The sequence below is a fragment of the Pseudomonas batumici genome (genome assembly GCF_036585405.1).
GTDB classification, from domain to species: domain Bacteria; phylum Pseudomonadota; class Gammaproteobacteria; order Pseudomonadales; family Pseudomonadaceae; genus Aquipseudomonas; species Aquipseudomonas batumici.
The window spans coordinates 2,722,698-2,739,091 of sequence record NZ_CP144470.1; the positions used below are offsets into that span (position 1 = coordinate 2,722,698).

Below are 16,394 nucleotides of genomic sequence, written 5' to 3' on the forward strand. Positions count from 1 at the left end.
CGGCGAAAAATGATAGCGTGCTTGGTATTCCCGCCGTTCGATGAGCCCTGCGATGAAAAAAACCGTACTTGCCTTCAGCCGCGTCACCCCTGCCATGGTCGAGCACCTGCGCGAGGATTTCGAGGTGATCGTCCCGGATCCCAAGCGCGGTGATCTCAACGCCCAATTCAACGAAGCCCTGCCCCATGCCCACGGACTGATCGGCGTCGGCCGCAAGCTCGGGCGCGCCCAGCTGGAAAACGCCGGCCAGCTCGAAGTGGTCTCCAGCGTCTCGGTTGGCTACGACAATTACGACCTGGCCTATTTCAACGAACGCGGGATCATGCTCACCAACACCCCGGACGTGCTCACCGAAAGCACCGCCGACCTGGGCTTCGCCCTGCTGATGAGCAGCGCCCGCCGGGTCGCCGAGCTGGACGCCTGGACCAAGGCCGGAGAGTGGCAGGCCACCGTCAGCCCGGCCCTGTTCGGCGGCGATGTCCATGGCAAGACCCTGGGCATCGTCGGCATGGGCAATATCGGCGCGGCCGTGGCCCGTCGTGGCCACCTCGGTTTCAATATGCCGATTCTCTACAGCGGCAACAGCCGCAAGCCGGAACTCGAACAGCAACTCGGCGCGCAGTTCCGCAGCCTTGACGCCCTGCTCGCCGAAGCCGACTTCGTAGTGCTGGTGGTGCCCTTGAGCGACAAGACCCGCCACCTGATCAGCCGGCGCGAGCTGGGCCTGATGAAGCCGGACGCGATCCTGGTGAACATCTCCCGCGGCCCGGTGGTCGACGAGCCGGCGCTGATCCAGGCCCTGCAAGATGGCACGATTCGCGGTGCCGGGCTCGACGTCTACGAGAAGGAACCTCTGGCCGAGTCGCCGCTGTTCCAACTGAAGAACGCCGTGACCCTGCCGCATATCGGCTCGGCCACCCACGAAACCCGCGAAGCCATGGCCAACCGGGCGCTGGCCAACTTGCGCAGCGCCTTGCTCGGCGAGCGCCCACGCGACCTGGTCAATCCCCAGGTCTGGAAAGGCTGAGCGACCACGGGGCCAGGCTAATCCTGCCTGGCCTCGATGTTGACCTGAAAGAGCCTCGGCAATGCCTGGCGCGTGAGCGTACGCAACCAACTGTCACGCCGCCTCAGGTACTCTCCCTGCAACGCTTCGCCACGGCTCTTGTAGTCCTGCGTCGTCTCGCCTTCCAAAGGTTCATAGTCGAAGAACTCGCCAAACAGCTGGTCGTGCTCGCTGATATGGCGGTTCTTCATGAACGTCTGCCAATGGCGGTTGCCCATCAATATGTTATCCAGCCCTTGCTCCGCTTCGACGTGCAGGACGCGTTGGCGCATGGACTCGACCGCCCCCAGCTCAGTGACCGTCGGCGCCATGTCGTCAAGAAACAGCGGAGGCAGGTGAAGATCGCCGAGTTGCAAGGCGTACGCCCGAAAGCGTCCCTGCGGATCCTCGACGTTCTGTCTGTTCACCTCATTGAGCAAGGTGAAAAAGCGCGACTCTCCCCTGGCCAGAACGAAGATCCTCAGTTCCGTCTCACTCACCTCGGTCTGGCCGCGCGCGAATGCATAAAACGCCTCCAGCTCCAGTTGCCGGAAAATCTCGAAGGCGGACGAGTCCCCCAGCCGACCGTAATGGACGATATCGAATAGCCGGTTGCGCAACTCCGGATCCCGTGCCGCCAAGGAGAGGACGTACTCCAGATGCCCGATCAGGTCTTCGCGAATCGTATCCTTGCTCTCCAGATACAGTTCGGGAAGCTTGGCCAGCTCGCTGAAAAAACCCAGGAACTCCTCCCCCGAAGCGGCGGACAAGCGCCGCCAGGCATCCGCAAGCGCCCCGTCGCGGCTGGCGGAATGTCCCCATAACCACAGATCGAGCCCCTTCAGTTCAGGCACATCAAAGCCGAAACGGGCATTGGGATGACTCAGTTTGAAATACTGAAGACGTCGCCGCGTATCGCCTGAAAGCGGGTTGTTGCTCAGCGCAACCGCTACCGGTTCAACCTGCTCGGCCCTAGTGCCCGCGAACCCTCTGAAGACTCGCCACGAAATGTTCCGGATGCGGTTACCGCTCAAGTCGGCAAAGGTCAGTGAGTGCAGCTGCTCGATCCCGCCAGGCAAGGTTTCTATCCGGGTATTCCTGAGATCCAGTCTTCTCAGCAAATGCAGCTCGGCGAGAGCCGGTGGATGCCCCAGCGGATTGTCACTCAGGTCCAGATGAACCAGTTCGCTCATGCCGGCCAGGCGCTGATGACCGCCCACGGGAAAGACAATGCGGTTATCCGCCAGCTTCAACCGACGCAGCTCACGCACCGGCCCCTCCAATACAGGCAGGTCGGACAGGCGGTTGTGGGACATATCCAGTTCCTGCAACGACACGAACTGACGCAGGAACTGGTCGAGAAACACCGGCGCCTCGACCTTCATACTGCGCATCGACAAGCGCGTGACATGGGAAAAGTCGGCAACCCTGGGAAACAACGGAAAGCGACTGACCTGCAGGCGGTCCAGGTTCAGCAGGTAACCGTTTTCTCCATTGACCTGCGCAGGGGCTCGCAAGGTTTCCCGGCGCCAACACTGCTTGATGCGCTTGGCGAACTGATACAGATGCGCCCGTGATTCCGCGTTATACCTCGTCTGGCGCCACCGTCTTAGATCGCCCCTCAGAACCTCCAGCTCCCGGACGCGTTGACGGATCACCCCATCACGACTGGCGAAGTCCTCGCCAAGAAGCGCCAGTTGCCGAGACGCTTCGGCATAGGAATAACCCGAATACAGGCCTCTGAAACGCTTCAATTGTCGACTGTGCCGCCCTTCACCGCCGCTCAGTTCATAGCCGATCCGGCCATCGGCAAGACGCTGGGGCGGTACGAAGCCGGGGATCTCGGGGCGCATGCCCAACAAGCGTTTCGCCCGTCCACGGTCGCCGACTGCCACACCGGCCAGGTCTCGCCGCAATTGGCTGGCCAACCCGTCGGGCACCAGCGCCCTGCGCGCGGGCTCCGGTAACGCGGCCACTATCGAGGGAATCAGCTGGCGACTCACCGGGCGCAGGCCACTGCCCTGTCCGGTGGCAGGCGCATAGCCCTCGGCGGACTTGACGATCACTGCCCGCCGAGACGCGTCAGCCCTGCCCAGACTGTCGAGTAACACCCCCGTAGCCGAGGTCTGGCGTATCTCGATGCGCAGGTCCGCCGGCCATCCCGGCAGATATTCGAGCAGATGCAAGGCCAGCCGGTCGTTGTCCCCGTTGATCAGGCTGTCGACCTGAAAACCTTCCAGCGCCCGCCCGAGCCGAACCTCCTGAAGCCACCAGCGGGCCTCCTGCCCCAGCGCCAGGGGCAGCTTGCCGCTTTCCATCTGGCGGATCTGCTGGTCATCGGCCTGCTCGACGATCTCCCGCGCCACCCGCTCCGGCAGGCCGGGAAAAAGCCGGCGAATCAGCGCGGTCGACGGATCGCCGTCGGGCTCCCGGGCGCGGTCAAGCGCATTGCCCAGCAGGGCCTTGAGTGCCTGGGCATCCTCCCGGGCTGCTTTGCTCAGCGCCTGTACACGGCTCGCCTCATCCCGTTCGCCCTCAGCGAAGAGTTCGAGGCGTTCCTGGTCGCTCAACTGTTCGAGCGCCCGGCTCAGCACCGGGTCAAGCTTGCCGGTGGTGCCCAGCCGATCAAGGCTGTCGCCGACCCGCAGATGACTGTCCACCCGGTGCAGCGTATCCATCAGCAGGCCCGGCGCCCGCGAACGGGTCACATGAACCTGGCGCAACTGGTTCTCGCTGACATCACAGATCGCCATCAGTTGCCGCGCCAGCTCATCGGTTTGCAATGCCGCCCGATGGCCCAGACGCCGAAACAGCTTCAACCCTTCCCATTCCAGCGGCTGCTCCTGCTCATGCCACCAGGCACCGGCGCCGTTGTGCTCCAGCTCAAGCCGGTAAGCCCCGGGCAAGCGCGGATGCTCGATGCCCCATTCGTCGAAGACGGGATGCTGGTCGACCTCGAACAGCGCGTCATCCAGGGGCAACCAGGCCTTGTCCTGCCAGCGATACAGGCCCAGCGCATCGGGCTCCAATTCGGCAGGCAGGTTGAAGGGTTGCCGGTAGGCGTCCGCCGAATCGTTCCAGGGCCGTATATCACCGTCATCGGTGCGCCGGTCGGTCAAGGCGTCCCCGGCGTCGCGACGCAATAACCCGACATTGTCCACCGTCACATCGTTGATCCCCAATCGGATCTGATCGCTACGATTCAACGCGCTGTTGAACGCCTTGTAGAAGCTGTCATCGCCCGCCAGGACCGGGCGTTCAGATTGGCTGAGCGTATCGAAGACCGCATAGCGTCCCTGCCCGTGGTGGCGCAGCACGACCCGCTTGCCCGCCGGGTCCGCGGCCAGCGGCGCCACGGCTTGCCCCGGCGTGACCTCGGCAATCTCCAGGGTCATCCCCAGTTTCTGCCACAGCAGCGCCGCCATGCCTTCACGCGCCCAGGCATCCGTCGATACGTTCCAGGCCCGACGGTGATAGATGCCATCGAGCGCCTGTTCCAGGCGCAGGCCCCTGGCCGCTTGCGCGAGCGCATGACGGGCGCCCTTGGGCAACAGGCCCGAGGTCAGGAACCCGGCACGTTCGGCGCTCGACAATGGCTGGCTGCGCCACCATTCGGCAACGCGCGCGGGGGACAGGTCCGGATGCAGGGTCAGGGTCTTTTCGAACAGCGCCGGGCGCGGTGTGCTCGCCACCGGGAGAAACTTGCGCACACCGGGCTGCAACTCCGGGCGCTCGGACTTCAGCCGCGCCGGATAGCGGCTCAGGGCTTCGAACAGTGGGGTTCTCTCACGGATCACCCGATCCACCACCCGCCGCCTGAGGATCACCACCCGGCTCGAAAACGCCTGGCTGGGCGCCATGGGACGGCTCAACGCCGAATCGCTCGGTAATAGCCCGAGAATCAAGCCCACCGGCCCCAGGTCGTGATCGGCGATCGCCGTGGGCGCACGGTCATCCACATACCCGCCATCCGCCAGACGGCGTATCGAAATACGCCGGCCGTGTTCGGCCAAGGTGTCTTTTTTCCCGTAGGCCTCCAGCAGCGCGCCCTCCTGGTCATGGATACTCAGGGCCAGTTCGTCCGGCCAGTCCGGTAATTGCGTCAGCGCCGCGAACAGCGCCCGGTCGCCTTCCTCGGGCAACGGTAGCCGCGACACCAGCGGTGCGCTCAAGGCCTGCAGGGCGCGGTCGGTGTTATGCCGCTTGACGCTGTCGACCAGCGCGGCCGGCACCGGCTCGCCCGTCCAGACCTGCTGGAGGGTCTGTGAGGTGCTCCCGCTGATCCGGCTCAAGCGGGTGAGCTCGCGATTCGTCAAAGGCCCACCGGGCAACAGGCGCTCGCCCAGTTGACTCATGGTCGGCGGCTCGACCTTGTCCAGCGCCAGTTGCCAACGCTGCAGGTCCGGGTCGAAGTTCACCGCCGGGCGGTATACGTTGGGGTCCGGATGCACCAGGGTGTGTTGCCTGGAGACCGGGTCGTAGGCCAGCTCGAACGCCTGCCGTTCGCCATCGACCAGCAGCTCGCCGTATAACTTTCCGCCCCGTTCGATCACCCCTGATGCCCGGACCGATTCGCCATGCAGCAGACCGATTTTCACGCTGACATAACGGTCCAGCCGGGAGGCCCAGAGGGTATGGTCGCCCGCCACCTGGATCCGGTGCACGGCGCCTAGGCAACGCTGCAGTTCCCGGTGACGGCGTATCGACCATTTCACCGCGTGGCGATGAAGGCCCGCGCTGATCAACAGGTTGCCGATATCGACGACCGACTGGGCCAGTTGTTCCGGATGCCCTTTCGCCGCTTCCGTCAGTCCCTGGACGAAGTTGTAGCCCAGGGTCCCGAACAAGGCGATCTGCACGACCCGGCCCATGCCGCGCAACCCTCCCGGAACCGGCAACAGCAACAGGCCCAGCACTTCATCCAGGACCGCACTGGCACCCTCGATGAACGCGCGCCAATCCTGCACCGAGCGTTCGACCGCCAGTTCGTTGAGGTTCTGCCGGTCACGTTGCAGGTAGTAGTCGCTCAATGCCTGCGCGGGCGTGCTCGTCAGCGCCTGGTAATTCCACTGGAGTGCTTCGAGCACCGGCGCCGGAAAAGCCCAATGGAAGGCATCGTAAAGCCCACCGGTCACTGCGTTCAGCCCTTGCGGTCGGGGATGCTCGGTGACGATATCGCGCACCACGGCCTGCTGCTTGATACTCAATGGCGCCAGGAACCAATTGAGGCGCTTTTGCGCATTGTCGTCCTTGAGCTGCTGCTTGAACTCGGCCTCGAACGTTGACTCGTCGCGGTGATAACGCAACGCCCCGCCCAGGCGGTTCGGGTAGTAGCTGAACACCCCCTCGAAGCGCTCGAGTGCGAAGGTGAACAACGGCAGCTCGAGAAAACTGGAGATCACGTCGCTCTCGCCGAAAAGCGCCTTGCCCAGTTGATAGGAGAGGTTGACCTTTTTCAGGATGACGACGACTTCATTGTCCGGGAGCCGGATCGAGACGGCCTTCACCGTCACGGTGTGCGGCGCGCTCCATAAGGCATGACGCAGGACAATGAAGGGCGCGTTGGTGACCCCGGTGGACGCGCCATTGCGATAAGCCTCGTAGGGATTGAACATGATCTCGGCCTGGGCCATCTGCTCCAGGCGCTGGCCCAGAACGCCGCCGTCACCCAGCGCCTGGTCCACACGTGCCTTGAGATCGCGGCCCAGATCCAGATCGCGGGCGATACTCACGAAGTCGTGGATCGGCATCATGCTGACCTGGATGATTTCATCGGGCGGGAATCCCCGTTGATAGCCGGGGCCGGGCTGTTCATCGATCCAACTGGCACGCACCCGGTCGGAGCTGAACAGGTCGCCGAAGCCGAAGTTGAGGCAGGCCGCCTGCCAGAGCGACAGACTGTAGACATGGGCCAGCGGTGCGTCGGGGTCGTAGGCCCGCTTGTTGCGTCGACCGGCTTGCCAACCGCTGTCCTTGAACTCCATGTGCAGGGTATGAATGTAGGTCTTGCCGGGGTCCAGGTCGCGCCCGGTGCTTTTGCGCAAGGCTTCACGAAGGCGCTTGAGCCCGTCCTGCTCGAAGGCGCTGCCGATCTGCCGATTCTCGGTTTCGACGGCCCGGGTCATTTCGCTGAGGTAGCGAAACGCGCTGGCATAGGTCAGCCGCTCGACCTCGTTCAGCGGCGCCATCGCCGCTGCGGAAACGGACAACAGATGATTGCCGATATCCTCGAGTCGCCAACTCTCCCGTGAGTGCACGAAGCGTTGCTGCTCCTCGATGAGCGATTGGGTTTCAAGCTCGACGCCGGGGTCGGGAAGGGGGTGGGAGTCGTCCATGGTTGCTCTTTTCATGGCTGGAAAAAGCCCAGCCTAGCCCTCCCGCCCCGGGCAACGGTTTTAACTAAATACGCCAGCTGCCATGTCACTCAAGGCGATGCCACCCTGGCGGACGTCGGCCGCAATGGTGTCCCGGGCTTGCGGAACACCAGCACGTTGCCCAGCATCACCGACACCAGGCCAAGCAGGGCCGGCGCGCTCCAGTGATAGCCTTCGGCATAGGCCGAGACATTCAGTGCCACCAGCGGAAACAGCACCGTGCAATAGGCGGCACGCTCCGGCCCCATGCGCCCGACCAGGGTCAGGTAGGCGGTGAAGCCGATCACCGAGCCCGGAATCACCAGGTACAGCAAGGAGCCGATGTAGCGGGGGTTCCATTCCATCTCGAACGGGATGCCCTGGAACAGGCAGTAGGTCGCCAGCATCGTCGCCCCGTAGAGCATGCCCCAGGCGTTGGTGGTCAACGGCTTGAGCCCGGCCTTCTGTTGCAGGCTGGAGAGCAGGTTGCCGGCCGAGAAGCACATCGTGCCGAGCAGCGCCAATCCCAGGCCCAGCACGGTGTGCGGGCCGGCGGTGTGCCCGGAGAGTTCCGGCCAGAACAATAGGCCCAGCCCGAGCAAACCGAGGGCGCCGCCCATCAACACATTGCGGGCAATCTTCTGCTTGAAGAACACCCGGGCGTTGAGGGCATTCCACAAGGTCGCGGTGGAAAACACCACCGCCACCAGGCCGCTGGGCACCCACTGGCTGGCGGTGAGGAAACACATGAAGTTCAGGCAGAACAGGCACAGCCCCTGGGCCAGGCAGATCAGGTGGCCGCGCCGGCCCATCGGTTGCAGGCGGCGGCTGAGCAGCAGCATGACGAACAACACCAGCGCCGCCAGGCCGAAGCGATAGACGATGGACACCGGGATCGCCACCACGCCCAGTTGCAGTTTCAGGGCGATCCAGGTGGTGCCCCAGATCAACACGGTAAGCAGGTACAGAAACAGGTTCATGAGGCGCGGACTCCCGAAGACAGGCTTCAGTGTCGGTGGCCGCTCGATTCCGTGCTTGCAAAAACTTGCGCTTTTGTCGGTGTCCGGGCTGCCAGGGCGGTGTCGACGGAGTAGGATGCAAGGCGTTGGAGAACAGACCATGCCCGCACTGGATACCCTGCAAGTCTTTCAGGCCCTGAACCGCTCGCCCAATTCGCGCCTGGAACATAGCGCCGATCTCGGCGACGGCCTGGCGGCGGCCCTGTGGAGCAACCATCACGACGCCCAGGACTACGAGGCGCCCAGCCATCACACCCTGTCCTGCTATATCGCCGGCGGCACCGGGACCTTTCGCCGTGATCGCCCCGACACCAAGGGCGGTCCGGACAAGCTCTGCATCCTCCCCGCCGAACACCAGTCCGGCTGGGTGATCAACGGCAGTATCCGCCTGGCGCACCTGTACTTCAGCCCGGAACAGTTCGCCCTCGGCTGCGTGACGCTGCTGGACCGTGAACCCCGTGAACTGCAATTGCAGGAGCACACCTTTCTTGACGACCCGCAGCAGGCCCGGCGCTTTCGCCAACTGATCGGCCTGAACTGGGACGAGCCGGGGGAACGCCTGCTCAGCAGCAGCCTGGCCCACGAACTGCTCGGCCATGCGTTGCTCAATCAGGTGGGGTTGCGCCAGGGCTTGCGCTTGAAGGGGGGGCTGGCGGCGCGCCAGCGGCGCCTGTTGGTGGAGTACATCGACGGTCGGTTGGACCAGCCGTTGAGCCTGGGCGAGTTGGCCGGGTTATGTGCGCTGTCCGAATATCACTTTGCGCGGATGTTCCGCCAGAGCTTCGGCCTGCCGCCCCATCAGTATGTGCTGGCGCGGCGCCTGGAGCGGGCACGGGTGCTGCTGCGCAGCAGCGTGCAACCGCTCGGCGAGATTGCCCTGGCCTGCGGCTTTGCCAGTGCCAGCCATTTCACCAATCGCTTTCGCCAGGTGTTGGGTGGAACACCCGGCGAGTACCGGCAGGCCTTCGAGCACTAGGCGACCTCAGTCGGTCTTGTTGGCCAGGGCAGTTACGACCCGATCCTCCACCGCTTTGACCTGCCGGCCCGACACCAGGTAGTTGTTGGTCACCATGGCGAACACCAGCGGCCGCCCGCTGAGGCTGGTGACATACCCGGCCAGCGCCGACACACCGCCCATGCTGCCGGTCTTGGCATGCAGGTTGTTGGCCGCCATCGTCCCGCGCAGGCGCTTGCGCAAGGTGCCGCCGATCATCCGCTCGGGATTGCCGGCGACCGGCAGCGCCTCATACCAGGACTGGAACCAGGGCCGCGTGCGCACCGCCAGCAGCATGTCGCTGAGGGTCCGGGCCGACACCTGGTTACGCCGCGACAAGCCGGAACCATCGAACTGCTGCAACTCGACCGGCGACACCCCATGCCCCTGCAGGAATCCGTTCACCGCCGCCACACCCGCCGCCGCCGTGCCCGCCCCGGTGGTCTTGCGGCCCATGGACTTGAGCAGGATTTCCGCCATGTTGTTGTTCGACAGCTTGAGCAGCGGTGGCATCAGCTCCGCGAGCACTGGGGACTGGTGCTCCACCAGCGGCTGGGCCGAGGCCGGCGTGGCGACGCCCAGCAGGCTGCCGCCTTCAACCGCGATGCCCTGCTGGGTCAGGGCGGTCCTGAACAGGTCGGCCACCAGTCCGGTCGGCTCCCAGACACTGACCTGGGCAATGCGCTCCGCGCCCTTGGGCAGCGCGCCGTCGATGCGCAACAGGTTGCCGCCATGGCCCCGGCTGACCACCAGCGGGCCGCCGCGACCGGTCTTGGCACGGTTGACTACGTTCATGTAGTGGTTGGCCGGCGTGAAGCTGACCCGCACCTGCTGGCGGGGACCGGCGGAGCGCACGTTCACCAGGATCGAGCCGACATCGAGGTCCGCGTTCGGCGACACGCTCAGCGCGGAAATCTGTGCCGAATAAAACTTCTGTTCATCGCTGCTGGACCAATCGGCCCCCAGCCGCTCGTGGTCGAAGGCCGTGTCATCGAAGATCAGCCGTCCGCGGATCCGCGTGATGCCCTTGCGGGCCAGCCCGGCCGCCAGGGCCTGGTAGTCTTCCAGGCGCAGGCTCGGATCCCCCGTGCCGCGCAGGTAGAGATCGCCTGTCAGCACCCCGCCTTGTTGCACACCGGAGCTCAGCAGGGTGGTGGAAAAACGATAGTCGGCGCCGAGGATCTCCATCGCCGCCGCAGTGGTCACCAGCTTGAGGCTGGAGGCCGGAATCAGTCGGCTTTGCGGATTGAATTCACACACCAGCTTGCCGGTGTTCGCCTCGCGCACCACCAGCGAAGTCATCGCGCCGTCCAGTGCCGGGCTGCTCAGTACGCTGTCGAGCCCTGCGCAAAAGGCCGAGCGCGGCAGCGGCAGTGGCAACTGCGCCGCTTGCAGGACCACCACCTTGGCCGGCTCGGGAGGCCGCGGCGCCTTGCTCGAGCAGGCCGCCAGCAACACGCACAACGCCAGTGCCACGCCCTTGCCCATGAAACCCTGTACCGAATTCATCTTCCGCCTCGAACTCAACCAATAAACACACAATAGCCGCTGCCAACGGCAGCGGCTCATCACTCAGGAGTCACGTAAGAACAAGGTACTTAGCGAGTCAACAGGGGGAATTATGCGGTAACACTGTCCCTGGAATCCATGCGCGGCGATCCGTTTTCCAGGGACAGGGTCTGTGGCTCAAGGCGTCAGCGTGGTGACGGAAAAACTGTCGGCATGAAACAGCGGATCGGCCTTGGGTTCGCCCTTGGCGGTGGCCGGTTGGGTGAAGTCCATGGCCGGCAGGTAGACCTTGCCGCTCGCCGGATCGAACGCCATGTTGTAGGCCATCGGCAAGGTGCTGATGCTGCCCAGCACCGAGTAATGATCGACGTCCGTCTGCGTGACCAGCGTCAGGTTGGCGTCCACCCCGCTGGGGATGACCAGCCGGCGCCGCGCCGCATCCCAGGCCAGGGCATTGACATCCCGGGTGATCGGCAGGCTGGCCTTGACCGCGCCGCTCTCCAGGTCGGCGACGATCAGCCGTGGCTGCTCGCCCCGGCAGGCGACGAACAACCGCTGCCCCTGCTCATCCCGGGCCAGGGCGCTGGGCTTGGGGCAACCGTCGAAGCGCCAGCTGTCGAGCACTTCGAAGGTACTGGCCGAGAACCGCGCCACCTTGCCCTCGTCGCGCATCGGCAGGAAGAAACTGCCGTCGCCCTTGACCAGCAACGGGTCGATCTTCTTCACCTCCAGTTCATGGGCGGCGGTGATCTTTTCCTGTTGCGGGTCGAAGACAAACAACGTCGAACGATCCGCCCGCCGTCCACTGACGACAATCACCTGCCCCGTGCGCGGCTCATACACCGCGCTGTTGAGGTTGCTCTGGGCCACCGCGATGCGCTTGAGCAGCTTGAGGCTCGACAGCTCGACGACACCGAGGCTGCCGTCGGTGTTGAGCACGAACACCCGATTGCGTTCGGGCACGAACACCACGGCATTGGCGCCCACCGAGTGGTCGAGGGTTTTCACCAGGCTCTGTTTGGCCACGTCGAATACGCTCAGGCCGTTTTCCCGACGCGCGAGAAACAGGTAGGGCCGGGTCGGGTCCAGGGCGGCGAAGCCCCAGCTGTCGCCGGAGCCGGGAAACGTGACCTGATGCTCGCGATGGTAAAGGCGCCCGTCCCCGGGTGCCGCCGCCAGGGCGGTAGCACTCAGACCCAGGGCGAACAGGACTGCACTGAATCTTTTCATCAGAACTCCAGGGTGCTGGACACCGATACCTGGCGGGCATCGCCCATGGACACGAACAGCTGGCTGACCGCCGAGCTGTAGTAGACCTTGTTGAACAGGTTCTTCACGTTGAGCTGGAACTTGACCTTCTGCCCTTCCACCCGGGTGTCGTAGGTGGCAAAGGCATCGGCCACGGTGTAGCCCGGCAGTTGGAAGGTGTTGGCCGCATCCCCGGCGCGCTCGCCGACATAACGCGCCCCGGCGCCGGCCCGCAGCTTGTCGCCGCCGCCCATGATCGAACCGAAGTCGTAGACCGCCGACAGGGAGCCGGCGTTCTTCGCCACGTTTTGCAGGCGGTTGCCCTGGTAATTGGCGTCCTGGGTGACCTGGGCGTCGGTGTAGGCGTAGCTGCCGATCAGGCTCCAGCGGTCGCTCAGTTGGCCGCTGGCATCCACTTCCAAACCGCGCGAGCGCACCTGGCCAGCCACGCTGTACTGGGTGGTCAGGCCATCGGCGACGGCCACCAGCACGTTGCGCTTGTGGATATCGAACAGCGCCGCCGTGGCGGTGATGCGCCCTGGAATATCCAGCTTGGTCCCGATTTCCCAGGCCTTGGACTGTTCCGGCTCGATCGAGCCGTCCAATACCAGGCGGGTCGTGCTGGTCACCGCCAACGGGGCGATGGTGGAGTTGGGCTTGAAGGATTCGGTGTAGCTGCCATAGAACGACAGCTCGTCGGTGTAGCGGTACACCAGGCCGGCGCGCGGCACGAACTTCTCGCCATTGCTGTTGGTGTTGACCTGGAATGGCCGGCCCTTGCCCGCGTACTGGTCGTACATCTGGTAACGCCCGCCGGCGACGAGGATCCACTGGTCGTTGAGGTGGATCGAGTCCTGGACGAACACCGAGTCGCTGCGCAGCAGGTCGGTCTGGTCGCTGTCCTTGGCGCTGACGGTGGAGCCCGGCACTTCACGGTCGTAGACCGGGTTCAGGTAGCTGAAGGTGGTGAGCGGACTCTGGCGGATCAGGTCGGCGCGGTAGATCTTGCGATATTCGTCGTCGACACCGAACACCAGGTCATGCTGCATGCCGGCCACATCGACCTTGCCGTCAAGGCTGGCGGTGGTGAAGCGGTCGGTGGTCAGCGCGCCCTTGGTGCCGTCCATGCTGCGCACCAGCGTGCCCTTGGCCGGATTGACCGAGACCACCCGGACCTGGCTGGCATCGTAGGTTTCGCGGTTCCAGCTGTAGCCGAAGTGGGCCTTCCAGTTGTCGTTCAGGTCATGGTCGGCCTCGAAATGGACCAGGTCCGAACGCCCTTCCATGTTGTTGAACGGCTCGTCGAGCCGGCGATCCTTGGGAATGGCCAGCGGGTGGTTGGTCCGGGGATCGATGGCCGTGCCACGGTCGAACGGGGTCAGGAACTCGCGGTGCTCGTAGGACAGCAGCAGTTGGGTGCTGTCGCCGAACCAGGCCAGGGACGGGGCGATCAGGGTTTCACGGTGGGCACCGAAGTCGCGCCAGTAATCTTCGTCTTCGCGGTCGAGCACCATGCGGTAGGCCAACCCGGAATCGCCGAGGGCGCCGGTGCTGTCGAGACTGCCGCCGCTGCCATTCTTGCCGGAGCCGTAGGTCGAGCCGCGCAGGGTCACGGCGTTGTACTGCTCCAGTTGGGGTTTCTTGCTGACCAGGTTGACCACCCCGCCCGGGTCCTGGATGCCGTACAGCAAGGAGGCCGGGCCCTTGAGCACCTCGACCCGCTCGGTGGTGGCGTTCAGCGCCCGGCCCTGCACCACTGGCATGCCATCCTGCATGATCGAACCGTTGCGGTTGTCGCCGAAGCCGCGAATCATCACCGCGTCCTGGGTGCTGCCGAGGGTGTTGGCCTGGGTGATGCCGCTGATGTTGTTCAGGGCGTCGTCCAGGTTGCGCGGCGTCTGGTCACGCAGGACCTGGGCCGAGACCACGTTGATGGTCTGCGGGATTTCCTGCAGCGTCGCGCTGGAACGGGCCACCGAGGTGACCTGCGGTGGCTGGTAGCTGGTGGCGGCGGCCTGCTGGTCGGCGTTGATGGTGGTGGCGCCAAGACTCAGCGCACCTTGGGTCGGCAAGGGTTCGAGGGCCAGGGTGTGATCGTCGGTACGACGGAAGGTGAACCCGGAATTGCCCAGCAGCCGTTGCATGGCCTGCTCGGCGCTCATCTGCCCGTTGACCGCCGGTGCCTGATGACCATAGGCGGCTTCGTCGGTGTAGACCACGCTCAGGCCGGTGACCCGGCTGAAGTCGTTCAGGGCCTGGGGCAGCGGCTTGGCGGCGATGGCGAAGGTGAACCGGGCGCTGTGCTGCGCCACGGACTCGGCCGCCAGGGCCACGCCCAGGGGCAGCAAGGCCAACCCCGAAACCGCCAGCGCCGATGCGCCGAACCACCGCTTGACCGAATTGCCTGCCGCCGATTTTGCCCTGGACTTCATGTATGCGTGACCCGTGTGTAGAGAACCTTTAATGCGAATGAATCGCACTTTCAACGACTACACGGATGGGCTCCAGGTTTACCTCACATGCTTTTTGAAAATATTTTCTGCGGGGTCAGCGCAGCACGATGACCCGTCCCAACAGGCTGTGCTGTTCAAACCCCAGCACCCCTTGCAGCGAATCGAGTACCGCACGTGGGTCCTTGTTCGGAAAACTGCCGCTGATCCGCCGCGCCGCCAGGCTGTCGTTGAGCACCAGGATCCGCCCCGGGTAATACCGGCCGAGGTCCTGCACCACCTCGGCCAGGGTGACTTTCGAATAGTTCAACCAACCCTGGCGCCAGGCCAACAGCTGCTCGCTGTCCACCGGCTGCGGCGGCGGCGCCGAACCCTCGGCATAAGCCACCTGCTGGTTGGCGCCGAGAATCTGTTGCGGTGCGCCCGGGCTCGCCCGCACCCCGACCCGCCCGGACAACACCGTCACCCGCGCGCCGCCCGGTTGCAGGCGCACTTCGAACTGCGTGCCGAGCACCCGCGCCTCGCCGTCTTCGGCGTCCACCACAAAGGGCGCGCCGGTATGGGTGACCTGGAAAAACGCCGAACCGCGCCGCAACCGCACATGCCGTTCGCCAGCGCTGAAATCCACCGAGATCGCACTGTCGGTGTCCAGGGTAACTGCGGATTGGTCGGCCAGGGTCACCGTACGCACCTGCCCCGGCAGCGAAACATGGTCCGCACCGAGGTCGTCGAGCCAACGCCGAGGTTCGAAGCCCAGGCCGATGGACACCGTCAGCAGCAGACAGGCTGCCATCGCCAGGCCCGCCGACCAGCGCCAGCGCGTCGCGGGCTTGGGCCGGTCCATGGCTTCGAGCAGACCTTGCAAGGCCGCCTCCTCCTCCCGGGCCAGGCTGCTCGCCGGCCCTTCGCTCAATGCCCAGAGCACCTGGGCCCGGGCGTAGGCCTCGACATGGGCCGGGTCGGCTTGCAGCCAGAGACTGAACCGCGCCTGGTCGCCACGGCTCGGCTGATCGTGCAACCGGCAGAGCCAGGCCAGCGCGGCCTGTTCCTGGGCGGGCGTCACGGCAACACGGGGAGAATGGGTCACGATGCTTTCCTTGGCAGACGTGTGGGTGAAGACGCTCCATCGCTGCCCGAAGGCTCCCGAAGGCTGGCCTTGCAGGCTTCGAGGGCCCGCATCATGTGTTTTTCCACGGCGCTTTGCGAAAGTCCCATGGCCTTGGCGATCTCGACGTACTTGCGGCCATGGATACGGTTGAGCAGGAAAATCTGGCGGGTGCGTTCCGGCAGGCTGCGCAGCGCCGCCTCGACGTGGCGCAGGTCGTTACCGGCCTCCAGGGCAACCTCGGGTTCGAAGCTCTGGTTATCCTGCTGCTCGGGCAGCCAGCCTTCATTGACCCGCACGCGGGCCCCTTCGCTGCGCAAATGGTCGATGGCAATGTTGCCGGCGCAGCGCAGCAGGTAGGTGCTCAGTTCCTCCACCTGCACCAGCGGCCGTCGCCAGAAGCGCAGGAACAGGTCCTGGACCAGGTCCGCCGCCGTCGCCCGACAACCGACCCGGCGGCTGACCAGCGCCTCCATTTGCGAGCGTTGGGACAGGAACACTTGCAGGAAGTGCGCACGGTCGCTGCCCTCGACCTCGGGATTCTCGGGGGGCGCATGGCCAGGTTCATCGCGGCACTCCCAGCAACAGCCCGCCGTCGATCAGCGGCCAGTCAGCGTGAAAAGACGCCAATATTAATGATAAAAATTCTCATACGCAAAGAGATCCGCTGA

At 64.7% G+C, this 16,394-nt stretch carries 9 protein-coding genes; 2 read left to right on the forward strand and 7 right to left on the reverse strand.

Features of this window, described 5'->3' with window-relative positions:
- Positions 1-52 precede the first annotated feature (52 nt).
- Positions 53-1,027 carry a D-glycerate dehydrogenase gene (locus NUH87_RS12345; protein ID WP_338526157.1) on the forward strand — a complete coding sequence of 325 codons (975 nt, stop codon included), beginning with the start codon at positions 53-55 and terminating at the stop codon, positions 1,025-1,027.
- 17 nt (positions 1,028-1,044) lie between these two features.
- Here the strand turns inward: NUH87_RS12345 and NUH87_RS12350 are convergent, their stop codons facing one another.
- Entirely contained in the window at positions 1,045-7,380 is a 6,336-nt protein-coding gene (locus tag NUH87_RS12350) for a hypothetical protein (RefSeq protein ID WP_338526158.1), read from the reverse strand.
- A gap of 89 nt (positions 7,381-7,469) precedes the next feature.
- A complete protein-coding gene (locus tag NUH87_RS12355; protein WP_338526159.1) occupies positions 7,470-8,378 on the reverse strand; it encodes a DMT family transporter in 909 nt (302 codons plus the stop codon).
- Positions 8,379-8,517: 139 nt separating this feature from the next.
- On the opposite strand from NUH87_RS12355, the gene NUH87_RS12360 reads away from it, so the two are divergent.
- Entirely contained in the window at positions 8,518-9,393 is an 876-nt protein-coding gene (locus NUH87_RS12360) for a helix-turn-helix transcriptional regulator (protein ID WP_338526160.1), read from the forward strand.
- Between the two features lie 6 nt (positions 9,394-9,399).
- Here the strand turns inward: NUH87_RS12360 and dacB are convergent, their stop codons facing one another.
- The 5 genes from dacB to NUH87_RS12385 all read right to left on the reverse strand — a co-directional run bounded on the left by dacB (position 9,400) and on the right by NUH87_RS12385 (position 16,229).
- Entirely contained in the window at positions 9,400-10,920 is a 1,521-nt protein-coding gene (dacB, locus tag NUH87_RS12365; RefSeq protein WP_338526161.1) for a D-alanyl-D-alanine carboxypeptidase/D-alanyl-D-alanine endopeptidase, read from the reverse strand.
- Between the two features lie 177 nt (positions 10,921-11,097).
- Positions 11,098-12,150 carry a hypothetical protein gene (locus tag NUH87_RS12370; protein ID WP_338526162.1) on the reverse strand — a complete coding sequence of 351 codons (1,053 nt, stop codon included), beginning with the start codon at positions 12,148-12,150 and terminating at the stop codon, positions 11,098-11,100.
- Positions 12,150-14,600: a TonB-dependent receptor gene (locus tag NUH87_RS12375; RefSeq protein ID WP_338526163.1), complete on the reverse strand. Its 2,451-nt coding sequence runs from the start codon at positions 14,598-14,600 to the stop codon at positions 12,150-12,152. The genes NUH87_RS12370 and NUH87_RS12375 overlap by 1 nt, the downstream gene beginning before the upstream one ends.
- Before the next feature lie 115 nt (positions 14,601-14,715).
- Positions 14,716-15,705 (reverse strand): FecR family protein, encoded by a 990-nt coding sequence (locus NUH87_RS12380; protein WP_338526164.1) that lies wholly within the window; start codon positions 15,703-15,705, stop codon positions 14,716-14,718.
- Positions 15,702-16,229 (reverse strand): RNA polymerase sigma factor, encoded by a 528-nt coding sequence (locus NUH87_RS12385; protein WP_338526805.1) that lies wholly within the window; start codon positions 16,227-16,229, stop codon positions 15,702-15,704. The genes NUH87_RS12380 and NUH87_RS12385 overlap by 4 nt, the downstream gene beginning before the upstream one ends.
- Between the last annotated feature and the right edge of the window lie 165 nt (positions 16,230-16,394).

Bases quoted from the DNA above. Each gene is read 5' to 3' on its own strand.
- NUH87_RS12375 (WP_338526163.1), bottom strand. From the start codon at position 14,600: ATGAAGTCCAGGGCAAAATCGGCGGCAGGCAATTCGGTCAAGCGGTGG.
- NUH87_RS12355 (WP_338526159.1), bottom strand. From the start codon at position 8,378: ATGAACCTGTTTCTGTACCTGCTTACCGTGTTGATCTGGGGCACCACC.
- dacB (WP_338526161.1), bottom strand. From the start codon at position 10,920: ATGAATTCGGTACAGGGTTTCATGGGCAAGGGCGTGGCACTGGCGTTG.
- NUH87_RS12370 (WP_338526162.1), bottom strand. From the start codon at position 12,150: ATGAAAAGATTCAGTGCAGTCCTGTTCGCCCTGGGTCTGAGTGCTACC.
- NUH87_RS12345 (WP_338526157.1), top strand. From the start codon at position 53: ATGAAAAAAACCGTACTTGCCTTCAGCCGCGTCACCCCTGCCATGGTC.
- NUH87_RS12360 (WP_338526160.1), top strand. From the start codon at position 8,518: ATGCCCGCACTGGATACCCTGCAAGTCTTTCAGGCCCTGAACCGCTCG.
- NUH87_RS12350 (WP_338526158.1), bottom strand. From the start codon at position 7,380: ATGGACGACTCCCACCCCCTTCCCGACCCCGGCGTCGAGCTTGAAACC.